Below are 15,452 nucleotides of genomic sequence, written 5' to 3' on the forward strand. Positions count from 1 at the left end.
AGCGGCCCAAAGTAGTCATCGCGAACGCAGATACGCAATTCGTGAAGCAATGCACATCACCGTGTGCCGCGGGGCGCGTATCGGTGTCCGATGGACAGCCGCTCTGCTAGATTCCGTCCCGGTAGCCAATCCATTCAAAGAGTCTTTGACGCTCTGTTCTCCCTGAACCCTTCAATGAAGGTTTTTTTGGCTACCTCTCAACCCGCTTCGGCGGGTTCTTTTTTGGGCGGAACAGTCCTGAAGGAAGCGTCCTTAACCATCGGTTAAGACCGGCTAAACAAGACGCGAATTGTCGGCATGCCCTCGAATCGTGAGGATGCACAGCGCCGACGCCGTCGGATCCGCGCAAGAAAAAGACAGGAGACAGCATGCACCCGAGAAGCTCGACTGGGCGCCAGCCGCGCCTGCACTGGTTCGCGGCGGCGATGGCCGCGGTGGCAATCGCCGCCGGTGCACCGGCCGAGGCCCGCGTCACCCGCATCGTGATCGACAGCGTCGCGCCTCTCGCTGGGCAGTCGATTCCATACGAGCAGGTCCGCGGCCGCGCCTTCGGCGAGCTCGATCCGAACGATCCGCACAACAGCGTCATCACCGACATCCAGCTCGGCGCGGACGCCGACGGCAAGGTGCGGTATGAGACCACCTTCAATCTGGTGAAGCCGGTCGACATGAGCCGCGCGAGTGGCTTCCTCTGGCACGACGTGCCCAACCGCGGCGGCGCCGGCACCATCGCCGTGGAGGAGCGCGAACTGGGCGATGTCGGCCTGCGCAGCGGCTGGCAGGCGGACAACGCCGGCAACACGGGCATTCCCGCCAATCGGGCCGAGGGTGCCAATCACTGGGTGGCGGCACCCATCGCCAAGCTGAACGGCGTGGCTGTCACAGGCAAGGTGTTCGCGCGCATTGTCAACCGCGGCGGCGTGGGCTCCCAGCCGCTGATGGTGCAGACCAACCCCGTGCCTTACCTTCCGGCCACGCTGGACACGGCCCAGGCAACGCTGAAGACGCACATCAAGGAAACCGTCGATGGCGTCGTCACCGAGGGGCCGGCCATCGCCGCGGGCGACTGGGCCTTTGCCAGATGCGATGCCGGCAACCCGTTTCCCGGCACGCCGATCGACATCAACCCCGCCAATGCGCCCGGCAACCTGCCGGTGCACATCTGCCTGCGCAACGGCTTCGATGCCAAGCTGCTGTACCAGGTGGTGTATCCGGCCCAGAACGCCTACGTATTGGGCGTGGGCATGGCGGCGTTCCGCGACGTGGGCACCTTCTTCCGCTACGAGACGGCGGACGACTTCGGCACGCGCAATCCGGTGGGAGGCTTCGTCAAGGGCACGGCGGTGCGCGGTGTGTCGCAGTCCGGGAACATGGTGCGGCAGTTCATCTTCATGGGCCTGAACCAGGACGAGCGCAACCGCAAGGTCTACGACGGCGCCTGGCCGATCATCGCGGGCCGCCGGGTGGCGGCCAACTCGCGCTGGGCCCAGCCGGACGGCGTGCTGGAACTCTTTCAGCAGGGCAGCGAAGGCCCGCAGTGGTGGGTGGACTGGCCGGACCCGGTGCGCAAGCAGCCCACCGGCAGCATCTTCTCGCGCTGCAGCGCCAACGACACCTGCCCGAAGGTGATCGAGCATTTCGGATCGGCCGAGGTGTATGCACTGAAGCTGACGCCCGAGTGGATCGGCACGGCCGGCGACGCGGACATTCCGTTGCCGCGCAACGTGCGGCGCTACTACGTGCCGGGCAGTCACCACGGCGGCGGCGCGGGCGGCTTCACGCACATGCCCGCGGCCGCCACCGGCCCCACCTGTCCCGGCAACAACTTCGGCCGCGGCACCTTGGCGGCCAACCCGGTGCCGCACACGGAAATCACCAACGTGCTGCGCCTGGCCATGCGCGACTGGGTGCTGAACGGCACACCGCCGCCGCCCAGCCGCTGGCCGACGCTCGCGGCCCGGACGCTGGTCGACGCCAACAAGAAGGCGATGGGCTTTCCGAGCGGCGTGCCCGGCATTCCGGACTCGATCTTCCTGCCGCAGAACTTTGCGTTTCCGGTGTTCGACTACGACTGGGGGCCGCAATTCAATCATGCGGAAGCCTCCGGCGTGCCCACCCAGGTGCCGCCGTCCATCAAGAAGGTGATTCCGATGAAAGTTCCGAAGGTCGACGCCGACGGCAACGAGATCGACGGCGTCCCCACGGTGCTCGTGATGGCGCCGCTGGGCACCTACCTGGGCTTCAACGTCACCGCCGAGGGCTTCCACCGCGGCCAGGTGTGCAACTACGTCGGCGGCTATGTGCCGTTCGCCCGCACGCGTGCCGAGCGGGTGGCGAATGGCGATCCGCGCCTGTCGCTCGAGGAGCGCTACGGCAGCCACGAGGGCTACGTGGCCGCGGTGCGCGCCGCTGCCGAGAAGGCGTTCGCCGAGGGTTTTCTCCTTCCTGCGGACCGCGACCGCCTTATCCGGCAGGCTTCGGAGAGTGCCGTGCTCCGCTGAAGGGTGCCGCGCTTTCCTCGATCATTTCCACCAGGGCGGCCGCCGGCGTCGAGAGCTCCGCGCGGCTGCGCATGGCCAGCAGCAGCACGCGTTCCATCTCGACGCCTTCGAGGCCGACCTGCACGAGACCCAGGGCCTGGGCATAGAGCGCCGCCGCCGCTCGCGGCAGGATCGCCAGGCCGAGCCCGAACGCGACCATGCGGCACATCGAATCGAAGCTGCGCACCTGCACCCGGATGCGCGGCGTGCGCTTGACCGCGTCGGCCGCCGCCATCACCTTGCGCGTGAGCGATGCGCTGCGTGCCAGCGTGACCAGGTCGTGGTCGAGCACGTTCTCGATGGAGGCGTTCTGCCGGCCGGCCAGCGCATGGCCCGCCGGCACCAGCAGCACCAGCTGGTCGACATTGCAGACGAGGGTTTCCAGGCCTTCGTGCGGCACGTTGTCGCCGATCACGGCCAGCTCCGCCGTGCCCTTGAGCACGGCGCGGATCCCGTCCTCGCTCAAGGCGTCTTCCATGTCGATCACCACCTGCGGATAGCGGCGGGCGTACTCGGCCAGCACGCTGGGCAGGAAGCCGCCGAAAGCAGAGGGATTGGCGCACAGCCGCAGGTGGCCGGTGGCACCTGATTGAAGATCGTCGACCGCCTGCACGAGCTGTTCCAGGCGCGCGATCACCTCGATCGCGTGCCGGTGCAGGGTCTGGCCTTCGGGGGTGGCGGTCACGCCGCGCTGGCCGCGCTGCAGCAGCGCCATGCCGCAGTGCTGTTCGAGATCGGTGATGCGCTTGCTGGCCGCCGGAAGCGATACGCCGAACCGGTCTGCGCCCGCCGTCAGGCTTCCGCCATCGACGACCGCGACAAAAAGCCGCAGGGAGATGAGATCGAAACGGTTCAGGTTGATCATGGCGGGTGGATTTGACCACTGGCAACGCTACGATCCACCGAAAGAAGCAAGACACCACACCATGCCCATCTTCCCTCAACCCGGTTTCATCTTTTTCCCTGGTACGCGCGGCATCCTGGCGGCCGCCGTCTGCGCCGCATCGCTGTTCATGGCAGGGTGCGAGACGCAGCCCGAATTCCGCCCGCTGACTTCCGAGGCGCCGCCGCCGCCCACCTTCGTGACCGTGCCCAAAGAAGAAGCCTGCCAGGCTGCGCAGGCGCGCTATGCGCTCGGCCAGGCGCTCGATCCGCTGCTGCTGGAGCAGATGCGCACGCGCACCGGTTCCAAGTCCGCGCGCACCTCGGCCGCCGGCGCGCCGCTGCCGGCGCCGGCCGATCCGGCCCGGCTCAATGTCGACGTCGATGCGCAGGGCAGGGTGGTTGCCGCGCGCTGCGGCTGAAAGTCAATAATTCCGGGATGACCACCCACCCGACCCCCGCCGCCATCGCGCTCGACTGCTACTACAGCCTTTCCTCGCCCTGGGCCTACCTGGGCGGCCCGCAGCTGCAGGACATCGTGCGGCGCCACCATGTGCGGCTCACGCTCAAGCCCTACGACTTCCAGGCCGTGGTGCCGCAGACCGGCGGCATTCCGCTGAAGACACGGCCCGAGCCGCGCCGCACCTATCACGCGCTCGAACTGGCGCGCTGGCGCGACTACCTCGGCATGCCGCTCAACCTGGAGCCCGCCTACTATCCCAAGGGTGCGCCGGTCGATCCGAACTGGAACAAGTACCCGGGCTGGATGGTGATTGCCGCGCAGCTGCAGGGGCTCGATGCCCAGCCGCTTTCGCATGCGCTGCTGCGCGCACTCTGGGCCGAGGAGCGCGACACCTCCGAAGCCGCGGTGCGCATCGCGGTGGCCGAGGAAAACGGCTACAACGGCGCGGCGCTGCAGGCGCTGGAGCAGGCGCCCGAGACCTTGGCGGTCTACCGCGCCAACAGCGCCGACGCCATCCAGGCCGGCGTGTTCGGCGCGCCAACCTTCGTGCTCGACGGCGAGCGCTTCTGGGGCCAGGACCGGCTGGCCTTTCTGGACCGGGCGCTCGACAGGCGCCGCCATTCCGCGGGCGGATAATCCCCCGATGCGAATCCGCTTTACCAAGATGCAGGGTGCCGGCAACGATTTCGTCGTGCTGGACGAGACGCGCGGCACGCTGGGCCTCACGGCCGCGCAGTACCGCTTCCTGGCCGACCGCCATTTCGGCGTCGGCGCCGACCAGATCCTCACGGTGCGGCCGCCCTCCCAGGGCGCGGCCGAGGGCGTCGATTTCCAGTACGTGATCCACAACGCCGACGGCGGCGAGGTGGAGCAGTGCGGCAACGGCGCGCGCTGCTTCATGCGCTTCGTGCGCGAGCACCACCTGACCGAGAAGGACACGGTGCGCGTCGAAACGCTGGCCGGCATCATCGAGCCGCGCATGGGCGAAGACGGCCGCGTCACGGTCGACATGGGGCCGCCCGTCTTCGAGCCCGCCCGCGTGCCCTTCGACACCGCCGGCCTCGATCCGCAGCCCGACGGCGCCTGGCACACCTGGCACCTGGCCCTCGGCACGCATGCCGACTCGGCCATCGTGTCGGTCGCGGTGCTGTCGATGGGCAACCCGCATGCGGTGCAGGTGGTCGACAACGTCGACACCGCGCCCGTGGCCCGGCAGGGCCCGCAGATCGAGCACCATCCGCGCTTTCCGCAGCGGGTGAATGCCGGCTTCATGCAGGTGGTCGACCGCACGCACGTCAGGCTGCGCGTGTTCGAGCGCGGCGCCGGCGAAACGCTGGCCTGCGGCACCGGCGCCTGCGCGGCGGTGGTGGCGGGCATCCGGCTCGGCCTGCTGGAGCGCCGGGTCGATGTGCAGACGCATGGCGGCGTGCTCACGATCGGCTGGGAAGGCGAGGGCCATCCGGTGCTCATGACCGGCCCGGCCACCACGGTTTTCGAGGGAGACATCGAGGTGCCCGAGCTGCCATGACCCACTTCAGAAACAACAAAGACGACGCCATGAACCCGATCACCGAAGACGACATCGCCAACTACCTGGCGAACACGCCCGACTTCTTCGAGCGGCACGCGCAGCTGCTGGCGCAGGTGCAGCTCACCAGCCCGCACGGCAACCGCGCCGTGAGCCTGCAGGAGCGCCAGGCCGAGATGCTGCGCGAGAAGATCAAGGCGCTGGAGCATCGCCTGATGGACATGGTGCGCCACGGCACCGAGAACGTGGTCATCGCCGACCGCCTGCAGCGCTGGACCAGCGGCCTGCTGACCACGCGCGATCCGCGCAGCCTGCCCTACCGCATCGCGGTCGACCTGCAGTCGCTGTTCCTGGTGCCGCAGACCGCCATCAAGGTGTGGGACTGCGGCGCCGACTACCTCAACGAAGCCTATGCGCAGTGGGTGAGCGACGACGTGAAGGCGCTGGCCACCTCGCTGACCTCGCCTTACTGCGGGCTCAACTCGGGCTTCGAGGCGGCCAACTGGCTGCCCGAGCCGGCCGGCGCGATGTCGATCGCGCTGATCCCGCTGCGGCCCGATGCCGAGTCGCCGGCCTTCGGCCTCCTGGTGCTGGCCTCGCCGGACGCGCAGCGCTTCAACGCCGAAATGGGCACCGACTTTCTCGAACGCATCGCGGAACTGGCCTCGGGCGCGCTGTCGCGGCTGCGGCCTTGAGCGGGCAGCGCCGGTCCTGGCGGGCCGCCGCGCGGCCCGTGCTGTGGACGGTGCTGCTGGCCGGACTGCTGGCCTACTTGGTCATTGCGGCCGTCATCTGGCGGCGCGCGGTCGAGGCACTTGCCAATCCGCCCGAGCGGCCGGCCGACGCCGCGCTGGTCCTGGGCAACCGCGCCTACCTCGATGGCAAGCCCAATCCCTGCCTGACGGGCAGGGTCGATGCCGCCATCGCGCTGGCCGATGCGGGCCTTGCGAAGAAGCTGGTGCTGTCGGGCGGCGTCGACAAGGAAGACGGCCGCATCGAGGCCGAGGTGATGCAGCGGCATGCGCGCGCCCAGGGCTACGCCGGGCCGCTGCTGCTGGAGCCGGCATCGACCTCGACCCGCCTGAACCTCGCCATGTCGCGTCCGCTGCTGCAGGCGGCGGGCGTTCACGGCGTGATCGTGGTGTCGGAGCCCTACCACCTGTGGCGCGCGGAGCGCCTGGTGCGGGCCAGCGGCTTCGACAGGGACTTCGATGTCCAGTACGCGGCGGCGAGCACGCGCTGCTGGCGCCGCTGGGGCATGGTTTTCAAGGGTGCGTTGCGCGAGCCTCTGGCTGTCGTGAACAATGCGTTCAATGGCTACCTCCACTGAGACGGCGGGGACCGGCTGGGTCGACAAGTACCTGGAGCATGTGCGCGTCGAGCGCCGGCTGGCGGCGCGCACGGTCGAGCTCTACGCCATCCACCTGCAGGCGCTCGCGGCCCATGCTGCGGACGCCGGGCTCTCGCTCGACCGCGTGCAGACCGCGCACATCCGGCGCTGGATGGCGCAGCTGCACGGTGCCGGGCGCGAGCCGCGCGGCATTGCGCTGGTGCTCTCGTGCTGGCGCAGCTTCTACCGCTGGCTCGGCAACGAGGGGCTGGTGGGTTTCAATCCCGTGAAGGACGTGCATGCGCCCAAGGCCGCGCGGCCGCTGCCCAAGGCGCTGGCGGTCGACGATGCGGTGCGGCTCGCCGAACTCTACGACCCCGAGGCCGACCCCTGGACCGAGGCGCGCGACAGCGCGATCGTCGAGGTGCTCTACGGCTGCGGCCTGCGCGTGAGCGAGCTCACCGGCCTCGATGCGCGCGCCAGCGGCACGGCCCGCGGCTGGGTCGATCTCGACGCGCTGGAAGCCAACGTGCTCGGCAAGGGCAGCAAGCGGCGCATCGTGCCGATCGGCAGCAAGGCGGCCGAGGCGCTGCGCGACTGGTTCGCGGTGCGCGGCGAATGTGCGGCGCTGTCGACGGCCGCGCTGCGCGACCCGGCGGGCGCGGCGGCGCTCTTCATCAGCAGCAAGGGCGTGCGCATGTCCTCGCAGGCGGTGTGGAAGCTGCTGCGCGAGCGCAGCCTCAAGGCCGGCCTTGCGGCGCCCGTGCACCCGCACATGCTGCGGCATTCGTTCGCGAGCCATGTGCTGCAGTCGAGCAGCGACCTGCGCGCGGTGCAGGAACTGCTGGGCCACGCCAACATCGCGACCACGCAGGTCTATACCCGGCTGGACTTCCAGCACCTGGCCAAGGTGTATGACGCGGCACACCCGCGCGCGCAGGCGCGCCCCGAGGGCCCGCGCGCGCAAGCACGCCCCGAAGGTGCGCGGGCCAAGCCAAAGAACGACGACAACAAGCCAACCAAATGAAAACCCTCCGCCTCAAGCCCGGCAAGGAGCGCTCGCTGCAGCGCCGCCATCCCTGGATCTTCGAATCCGCCATTGCACGCGGCGGTGCCGATTCGGGCGAGACGGTGCGCGTCGAATCCCATGACGGCGCCTTCCTGGCCTGGGCCGCCTTCAGCCCGGTGTCCAAGATCCGTGCGCGGGCCTGGAGCTTTGTCGAAACGCAGCGCATCGATGCCGCCTTCCTGGCGTCGGTGTGCGCCCGCGCGGTGGCGGCCAGGGCGCTTTTCGACCTGCAGAGCGACGGTGTCCGGCTGGTCCACGGCGAGGCTGATGGGCTGCCGGGCCTGATCGTCGACCGGTATGGCGACACGCTGGTGGCGCAGTTCCTGTCGGCCGGCGTCGAGCGCTGGAAGGCCGCGATTGCCGATGCGCTGCTCGCGGCGACCGGCCTGCACAAGCTCTACGAGCGCTCCGACGCCAGCGGCCGCGAACGCGAAGGCCTGAAGCCGGTCACCGGCTGGCTGCGCGGGGAGGGCGCCACCGAGATCACGATTCGCGAGCACGGCTGGAAGCTTTCGCTCGACATTGCGACTGGCCACAAGACCGGCTTCTACCTCGACCAGCGCGACAGCCGCCAGCGCTTTGCCGAACTGGCGCAGCATCGGCGCTTTCGGCGCGTGCTCAACTGCTTCTGCTACACCGGCGGCTTCACGGTGGCCGCGCTCGCGGGCCTGCGGGCGGCCGGCGCGGTGGAAGGCGCCGAACTGGTGTCGGTCGATTCGTCGCAGCCGGCGCTCGAGCGGGCTCGGGCGCACCTCGCGCTGAACGGCTTCGGCGCCGAGGGTTCGGGCCTGAAGGCGGAATTCCTGGACGCCAACGTCAACACCGTGCTGCGCGAATTCATCGAGCAGGGCCGAAGCTTCGATGCCATCGTGCTCGATCCGCCCAAGTTCGCGCCCACGGCCGCCCATGCCGAGCGCGCCGCCCGCGCCTACAAGGACATCAACCGCCTCGCGCTCAAGCTGCTGGAGCCCGGCGGCGTCCTGCTGACCTTTTCATGCTCGGGCGGCATCAGCGCCGATCTTTTCCACAAGATCGTGGCTTCGGCCGGCATCGACGCACAAGTGGATGGCTACATCAGCGAACGGCTGGGCGCGGCGCCCGACCACCCGATGACCATCGAGTTTCCCGAGGGCGAATACCTCAAGGGCCTGGTGGTGGTGAGAAAGCCTGCTTGACCCCGCGCCAACGCAACTGAGTGGCATTGGCTAAACTGCCGGCCCAATCCCTTTTCTTCCTGTTTTCCGTTTCCGGAGCACACCCATGGCCCTCATTCCCGCCACCATCCTCACCGGCTTCCTGGGCTCGGGCAAGACCACGCTGCTCAAGCGCATCCTGACCGAGGCCCACGGCCAGAAGATCGCGGTGATCGAGAACGAGTTCGGCGAAGAGAACATCGACAGCGACATCCTCGTGACCGAGTCGAAGGAGCAGATCGTGCAGATGAGCAACGGCTGCGTCTGCTGCACCATCCGCGAGGACCTGCGCGAGGCGCTGCAGCTGCTGGCCGCCAAGAAGCGCCAGGGCCTGCTCGACTTCGACCGCGTGGTGATCGAAACCACCGGCCTCGCAGATCCCGGCCCCGTGGCGCAGACCTTCTTCATGGACGACGAGATCGCCGAGAGCTACCTGCTCGACTCCATCCTGACGCTGGTCGACGCCAAGCATGCGCCGCAGCAGCTCAACGATCGCCAGGAAGCACGCCGCCAGGTGGGCTTTGCCGACCAGATCTTCATCAGCAAGAGCGAGCTGGTGTCGGCCGAGGAGACCGAGGCGCTCATTCATCGCCTCAAGCACATGAACCCGCGCGCGCCGCAGCAGAAGGCGCATTTCGGCGACGTGCCGCTCAAGGACATCTTCGACCTGCGCGGCTTCAACCTCAACGCCAAGCTCGACATCGACCCCGACTTCCTCAAGGAAGACGAGCACGACCACCACGACCATGACCATGCGCATGGCGAGCATTGCGACCACCCCTCGCACCAGCACGAAGGCCACGGCCACCATCACCACACCGACGACGACGTCAAGAGCTTCGTCTACAAGGCCGACCGCCCCTTCGACCCGGCCAAGCTGGAAGACTTCCTGGGCGCCATCGTCAACATCTACGGCCCGCGCATGCTGCGCTACAAGGGCGTGCTGAACATGAAGGGCACCGAGCGCAAGGTGATCTTCCAGGGCGTGCACCAGTTGATGGGCAGCGACCTGGGCCCGGAGTGGGGCAAGGACGAAGCCCGCCAGAGCCGCATGGTGTTCATCGGCATCGAGCTGCCGCGAGAGATCCTGGAGCAAGGCCTGGAGCAGTGCCTGGTCTGAGGCCCTGACTTGCACCTTCCCCCGCTGGGGGAAGGTGGGATGGGGGCGGGCCGCCGATCAGGCGCCGTGCTTTTTTCGGGGCTGCCGTGCCCCCACCCCGGCCCTCCCCCCGAAGGGGAGGGAGGAATTACCGGCCCGGCGTGCCCAGCGGCTTGCCGTTGAGCTTCAGACCGCCTTCGGCGTATTCGATCTGCGCGGTGACGTCATCGCCCTCGCGCTTCACGAAGCCCTTTTGCTCGCCTTGCTCGACCAGCCCCGCCATCATTTCGGGCGGCGGCGTCTGGCCGCTCTCGGCGCCGGTGGCGGCCAGCTGTTCCAGCCATTGCATCGGCAGCCGCGCGCTGGCCTTGAGCACGCCGCGCTTCATGAGCAGTGCCATGCCGGGTGCCTGCAGGTCTTCGTCGGTCACGCCGGCCATGCCGGCCGTGTAGCTGATCTCGCCGCGCTTGCCGCCGATTTCGACCAGCAGCCTGTCGAGCCCGATCTCGGGGCTGTACTTGGCCATGGCCTTGAGGTCGGGCGCCAGCTGGTCGAACAGCACCTTCATCGCCGCCTGCGAGGCCTTGTTGCCGCCCTTGCCGCAGCCGTTCGCGGCGCTCGACTGCATCCAGGCATCGGCCAGCTTCTTGTAGCCGGCGGCGTGGATGCGGCGTCCGCCGCTGCTCATCTCGAACTTGTCGATCTTCGTCTCGCCGATCTTGCCGGTGCCCTTGACCGTACCGGTCGATGCGTAGAGCCCGTCTGCGATGGTGGCTTCGGCAAGCATGTCGATGTTCTGCAGCAGCACGGCCGGCAGGGCCTTGCCTTCGCCGCCCAGGCCCTTGGGGGCTGCGAATTCGAGGCTGTCGAGCCGGGCCTCGGTCTTGCCCGTGGCCAGGATCCAGCCCTCGCTCTTGTCCATGTCGGCCTTGCCGGCCAGCTTGCCCATCTTCAGCGTGGCGCCGGTGCGCGCATCGCTGACATCCAGCCCCGGCATCGTCAGGTCGTAGTGCACACGGGTCCGGGCGCCGTTCATCTCGATGCGGGCCTGCGCGCCCTGCCAGGCGAACCGGGCCTTGCCTTCCTCGGCCAGGCTGGCGGGCGCCACCGCCAGGTCGGTGGTGTAGGCGCCGTCGAACGACACCTTGGTGTGCGCCGTCAGGGGCTTGGCCTTGCCGAAGATCTGTTCGGCCTTGGCCTGGCCCTTCACGTCCAGCACCAGTTCGCTGTCGATGATGGCTGCCGCCAGCGTGCCACCGGCCAGCGGGCCGTGGCGGATGGTGTCGCGGAAGGTGATACGCACCGCCTTGAACGGCGTGGCGGCTTCTTCCGCTTCTTCTTCCTCATCCTCTTCCTCGCCGGGCTTGGCGGCAGGCACCTGCACCGCGGCGGCCGCATCGGCTGCGCAGCCGAGTTCGATCGTCACTGTGCTGACGGCACCGAAGAAGCCGCGTTCGTAGCTGCGCTCGACCACGCGCACCAGCGCAGTCTGCTTCGGCACCTCGTCCAGCGCGGCCTCGTAGCTGGACTTTACTTTCGAGCCGGCCAACCACGTGCCGCCACCATAGGCAAGTGCGATGGCCGCAGCCAGCACGCCCAGAACTGCTTTTTTGCTCAAGATTGATTTCTCTTTTGTATGAATGAGATCGACCCGCACCGCTCCCCCGGCGATTTCGGCAGGTCTTGCTACCCCCTCCGGCAGCGCCGGCGATGCTACCGGAGACAAGGGGGTTGCAGGCACATCACCCTTCGATTCGAGTTCTCTATACAATCGCGCGCCTGTTCCGGCAGCCACGCCTTCGCCCGATGGGGCGGGATGTGGCTGACGGTGCGGGGCGCCGCAGGTTCCTGGCGGGCTTTCGGGGGTATAACCCCGGGGTTCGTCACTGCGAGCACTCCGACGAGTGGAGCCCGCGCGGCTTGAAACCCGCCGTGGTTCCCTTGGGAGGAGACACCCAGTGAAAGCGCGTTCCAGTTCGTTCAAGGAGCCAGTCACCGTGAAGAAGCCCGCCGCCAAGGCCACGCCAGCAACCAAGCCCGCCGCCAAGAAAGCGGCGGCTGCAAAGCCGGCTGTACCCGCGGCAAAAAAGAGTTCTTCCGCTGCAAAGGCCCCGGACACGAAACCAAAAAGCGCTCCAAAGAAGCCAGCAACGCCGTCGGCCAAGGCCGCGACCGTTGCAAAGAAGCCCGTCAAGCCTGCAAAGTCTGCTGCGCCGCCGGTGGCATCCGCCCCGGACAGGAGTGCAACCAAAACTGCAGTTGCGGGTCAACCGCCATCCAAAACCGTCGGCCGCACTGCTGCCGTTCCTTCTGCCCCTCCGATCCCAATGAAAAAAACGGCTGCCGCCTCTTCTTCCGCCACGGCGACACCTTCGATGCCCGCTCAGACCGCTGCACCCGCCCCCGCGCGAGGTGGCCGCGTGTCCCGGCTGTCGCAGCTGACCGTGCCTTCCATGCCGCAATCGGTGGCTTCCACCGCGGCCAAGTCGTCGTTCTCGCAGGCGCCTTCCAATGCACTGGTGCCGCCGCCTCCCGTCGCGGTGAAAAAAGACCCGAAGCTCGCCAACAACTGGAAAGCCAAGTCGGCTGCCGAGTTGACCGACGCCGAAGTGATCGCCATGCCCGACTCCGAGTACATGAATGAAAAGCAGATGGCGTTCTTCCGCCTGAAGCTGGTCGAACTCAAGCGCGGCATTCTCGAAAATGCCGGCGAAACCACCGAGCACCTGCGCGAAGACACCGTGGTGGTGCCCGATCCGGCCGACCGCGCCACCATCGAGGAAGAGCACGCGCTCGAGCTGCGCACGCGCGACCGCGAGCGCAAGCTGCTCAAGAAGATCGAGCAGTCGATCCAGCGCATCGATGCCGGCGACTACGGCTACTGCGACGAAACCGGCGAACCCATCGGCGTCGGCCGCCTGCTGGCGCGCCCCACCGCCACGCTGTCGCTCGAAGCGCAGCAGCGCCGCGAGCTCAAGCAGAAGATGTTCGGGGACTGAACGAGCGGCCGAAGAAGAGAACCTGTTCGCCTCGAAACCTCGTCGATGCCAAAGGAAGAGTCGGGCCGCCTTTTTTCCAAGGTGGCAAAGTTCGTCCGCAATCCGCTCAAGGATTGGTCCGAGCTGAATTCGACTGCGGATTCCACGCTGCCCGAGCAGGCTTACAGCCGCGAAATGCTCAAGGAGATGATCGAGCGGCGCCAGCGCAACGATTTCGTTCGCCGGCGCGAGTTCGACATGCTGCGCAAGCTTCGCCAGCGCGAAGCCGCCGCCCACGCCTTCGAAGGAACGGTCACGCCGTCTTCCTTCAACCTGAACAGCACCACGGAAAAATCCGAGGGGCGCGCGCTCACGCTCAAGAAGATCGACGAGATCGAGGAGCAGATGTCGCAGCAGTGGTGGAAGGGCCGCGGCCCCAACGGCGAGGTGCTGTCCAATGCGCCGCCCGATGCCGGCGCCGAAACCCTGCCGCCGCCCGTCGACGCAGCCGAGCTGGCCAGCCTGCTTGCCGCGCCGGCCTACGGCCCCGCGCCGGCGCCTGCCGTCGTGCCGGCACCGGCCGTGGTTGCCGCGGCTGCGCCTGCCGCGCCCGCTGCGGGCGTTCCGGCGGCCAGCGGCACCTCGCTGCTGTCGGCACGGCTCGCGCGCGACGGCGCGCTCGAAGAAGCCGTGATCCGCTTCGCGCACGGCGACGATGCCGGCGCCGAGGCCATTCTTCTTCAGGCCCTGGCCTCCGAAAGCGCAGCGGCCGAGGGCGACCACGCCACCACCGAGCGCGACGACGCGCGTTGGCGCACGTTGTTCGACCTGTATCGCGCCACCGGCGATGCCGCCAGGTTTGCCGCGGCGCGCATGCGCTATGCACAGCGCATGAAGCGCATGGGACCGGACTGGGTCTCGCTCGACGAACTGGCGCGCAGCGTGAAGGCGGTGGCCGCCAGCGAACTCGCAGAACTGGCGCCGGCCGGCGCCGACTGGGCCAGCCCGGCACGCCTGGCGCGCGACGGCTTGATCCAGCTCACGCGGGCGCTGTCGCAGGCCGGCTCGGTCTGGACGCTCGACTGGCGCGCGCTGGTCGCCATCGAGGCCGACGCCGCTGCGCCGCTGCGCGTGCTGTTTGCACACTGGGCCGATTCGCCGGTCCAGCTGCGCTTCATCGGCGCCGCGAAATTGCTGGCCGTGCTGGCCGAGGCCACGCCCAACAACGAGCGCGGCACGCCGGACGTCTGGTGGCAGCTGCATCTGGCTGCACTGCGCATGATGAACATGCCCGACGACTTCGAGCTGGTGGCGCTCAACTACTGCATCACCTACGAGGTGTCGCCGCCGGCCTGGCAAGACCCCAAGGGCGCCTGCACTTCGGTGGCCGCACCGGCGGCAAGCCGTTCGAACTCCGTGTGGTCGCTGCTCTCGGTCAATGGCGAATCGGAGAGCTTTCCCACCACCGACACCGGCTTTGCCGCGCTGGCCGGCGATCTGCGCGGCGAGGCGCATTCGAGCCTGCAGCGTCTCGATACGGACCTGCGCAACACCACGGCGCCCGTCATCTCGTGCGCCGCGCTGCTGCGCATGGACCTGGCTGCCGCCGGCACGCTGCTTGGCTGGGTGCGGGCGCGCGACGCCCAGGGCGAGCGCGTGCAGTTCGTGGATGCCCATCGGCTGATCGCGGTGCTGTTCGACCTGGTCGGCATCGCCGACCATGCGACCGTGGCCCTGCGGAAGAACTAGGGCGCCCTGGCGCTGCGCACATTCGGTAGCAGCCGCGGGCTTGCATTGCCCTGCGGCATCCCCAGATGGCTTCGATGGAACAGTTTCACGGCACCACCATCGTGAGCGTGCGCCGCAAGACCCCCCAGGGCGACCAAGTCGCCATTGGCGGGGACGGGCAGGTCACTCTCGGCAATATCGTCATCAAGGGCACCGCGCGCAAGGTGCGGCGGCTCTATCACGGCAAGGTGCTCGCGGGCTTTGCCGGCGCCACGGCCGACGCCTTCACGCTCTTCGAGCGCTTCGAGGCCAAGCTCGAGAAGCACCAGGGGCACCTCACCCGCGCCGCCGTCGAGCTCACGAAAGACTGGCGCACCGACCGCGTGCTGCGCAAGCTCGAGGCCATGCTGGCCGTGGCCGATGCCACCACCTCGCTCATCATCACCGGCAATGGCGACGTGCTGGAACCCGAAGACGGCGTGATCGCCATCGGCTCCGGCGGCGCCTACGCCCAGTCCGCCGCCAAGGCGCTGATCGACAACACCGAGCTCACGGCCGAGCAGATCGTGCGCAAATCGCTGGCGATAGCCGGTGAAATCTGCATTTACACGAACATGAACCACACGGTGGAAGCGCTCTGAC

At 68.2% G+C, this 15,452-nt stretch carries 14 protein-coding genes; 12 read left to right on the forward strand and 2 right to left on the reverse strand.

Translation table 11 applies throughout. The annotated features are described in order from the left end of the window. Positions 1-368: 368 nt before the first annotated feature. Positions 369-2,501 carry an alpha/beta hydrolase domain-containing protein gene (locus ACAM54_RS04200; protein ID WP_369649944.1) on the forward strand — a complete coding sequence of 711 codons (2,133 nt, stop codon included), beginning with the start codon at positions 369-371 and terminating at the stop codon, positions 2,499-2,501. Here the strand turns inward: ACAM54_RS04200 and ACAM54_RS04205 are convergent. Beyond that, positions 2,464-3,405: a LysR family transcriptional regulator gene (locus ACAM54_RS04205; protein WP_145740631.1), complete on the reverse strand. Its 942-nt coding sequence runs from the start codon at positions 3,403-3,405 to the stop codon at positions 2,464-2,466. The genes ACAM54_RS04200 and ACAM54_RS04205 overlap by 38 nt on opposite strands. A gap of 61 nt (positions 3,406-3,466) precedes the next feature. Between ACAM54_RS04205 and ACAM54_RS04210 the strand changes: the two genes are divergently transcribed. From ACAM54_RS04210 to ACAM54_RS04245, 8 genes are all read left to right on the forward strand, one after another. Then, positions 3,467-3,844 (forward strand): I78 family peptidase inhibitor, encoded by a 378-nt coding sequence (locus tag ACAM54_RS04210; protein ID WP_369649945.1) that lies wholly within the window; start codon positions 3,467-3,469, stop codon positions 3,842-3,844. Between the two features lie 17 nt (positions 3,845-3,861). Continuing rightward, positions 3,862-4,521, forward strand: a complete 660-nt coding sequence (locus tag ACAM54_RS04215; RefSeq protein ID WP_369649946.1) for a 2-hydroxychromene-2-carboxylate isomerase — start codon at positions 3,862-3,864, stop codon at positions 4,519-4,521. Positions 4,522-4,528: 7 nt separating this feature from the next. Beyond that, the gene (dapF, locus tag ACAM54_RS04220) at positions 4,529-5,413 is read left to right on the forward strand and encodes a diaminopimelate epimerase (protein ID WP_369649947.1); all 885 of its coding nucleotides are present in this window, start codon (positions 4,529-4,531) and stop codon (positions 5,411-5,413) included. Next, positions 5,410-6,108, forward strand: coding sequence for a DUF484 family protein (locus ACAM54_RS04225; RefSeq protein ID WP_021005622.1), 699 nt, complete (start codon positions 5,410-5,412; stop codon positions 6,106-6,108). Before dapF ends, ACAM54_RS04225 begins: the two co-directional genes overlap by 4 nt. After that, positions 6,105-6,743, forward strand: a complete 639-nt coding sequence (locus ACAM54_RS04230) for a YdcF family protein (RefSeq protein WP_369649948.1) — start codon at positions 6,105-6,107, stop codon at positions 6,741-6,743. The genes ACAM54_RS04225 and ACAM54_RS04230 overlap by 4 nt, the downstream gene beginning before the upstream one ends. Continuing rightward, on the forward strand, positions 6,727-7,770 hold the full coding sequence (locus ACAM54_RS04235; protein WP_369649949.1) for a tyrosine recombinase XerC: 1,044 nt from the start codon (positions 6,727-6,729) through the stop codon (positions 7,768-7,770). The genes ACAM54_RS04230 and ACAM54_RS04235 overlap by 17 nt, the downstream gene beginning before the upstream one ends. Further along, a complete protein-coding gene (locus ACAM54_RS04240) occupies positions 7,767-8,987 on the forward strand; it encodes a class I SAM-dependent rRNA methyltransferase (RefSeq protein WP_369649950.1) in 1,221 nt (406 codons plus the stop codon). Before ACAM54_RS04235 ends, ACAM54_RS04240 begins: the two co-directional genes overlap by 4 nt. 85 nt (positions 8,988-9,072) lie before the next feature. Further along, a complete protein-coding gene (locus ACAM54_RS04245) occupies positions 9,073-10,125 on the forward strand; it encodes a GTP-binding protein (RefSeq protein WP_369649951.1) in 1,053 nt (350 codons plus the stop codon). Between the two features lie 127 nt (positions 10,126-10,252). Here the strand turns inward: ACAM54_RS04245 and ACAM54_RS04250 are convergent, their stop codons facing one another. After that, positions 10,253-11,722, reverse strand: a complete 1,470-nt coding sequence (locus ACAM54_RS04250; protein WP_369649952.1) for a YdgA family protein — start codon at positions 11,720-11,722, stop codon at positions 10,253-10,255. A gap of 757 nt (positions 11,723-12,479) precedes the next feature. Here ACAM54_RS04250 and dksA point away from each other — a divergent pair. The 3 genes from dksA to hslV all read left to right on the forward strand — a co-directional run bounded on the left by dksA (position 12,480) and on the right by hslV (position 15,451). Continuing rightward, complete coding sequence (dksA, locus tag ACAM54_RS04255) at positions 12,480-13,103, forward strand: RNA polymerase-binding protein DksA (protein WP_012746056.1); 624 nt, start codon at positions 12,480-12,482, stop codon at positions 13,101-13,103. A gap of 81 nt (positions 13,104-13,184) precedes the next feature. Continuing rightward, complete coding sequence (locus ACAM54_RS04260) at positions 13,185-14,831, forward strand: STAS domain-containing protein (RefSeq protein WP_261380236.1); 1,647 nt, start codon at positions 13,185-13,187, stop codon at positions 14,829-14,831. Positions 14,832-14,905: 74 nt separating this feature from the next. Beyond that, positions 14,906-15,451, forward strand: a complete 546-nt coding sequence (hslV, locus tag ACAM54_RS04265) for an ATP-dependent protease subunit HslV (RefSeq protein WP_012746058.1) — start codon at positions 14,906-14,908, stop codon at positions 15,449-15,451. The last annotated feature ends 1 nt before the right edge of the window (position 15,452 follow it).

It is taken from the genome of Variovorax sp. V93, assembly GCF_041154485.1.
In the GTDB taxonomy this organism is placed as follows: Bacteria; Pseudomonadota; Gammaproteobacteria; order Burkholderiales; family Burkholderiaceae_C; genus Variovorax; species Variovorax beijingensis_A.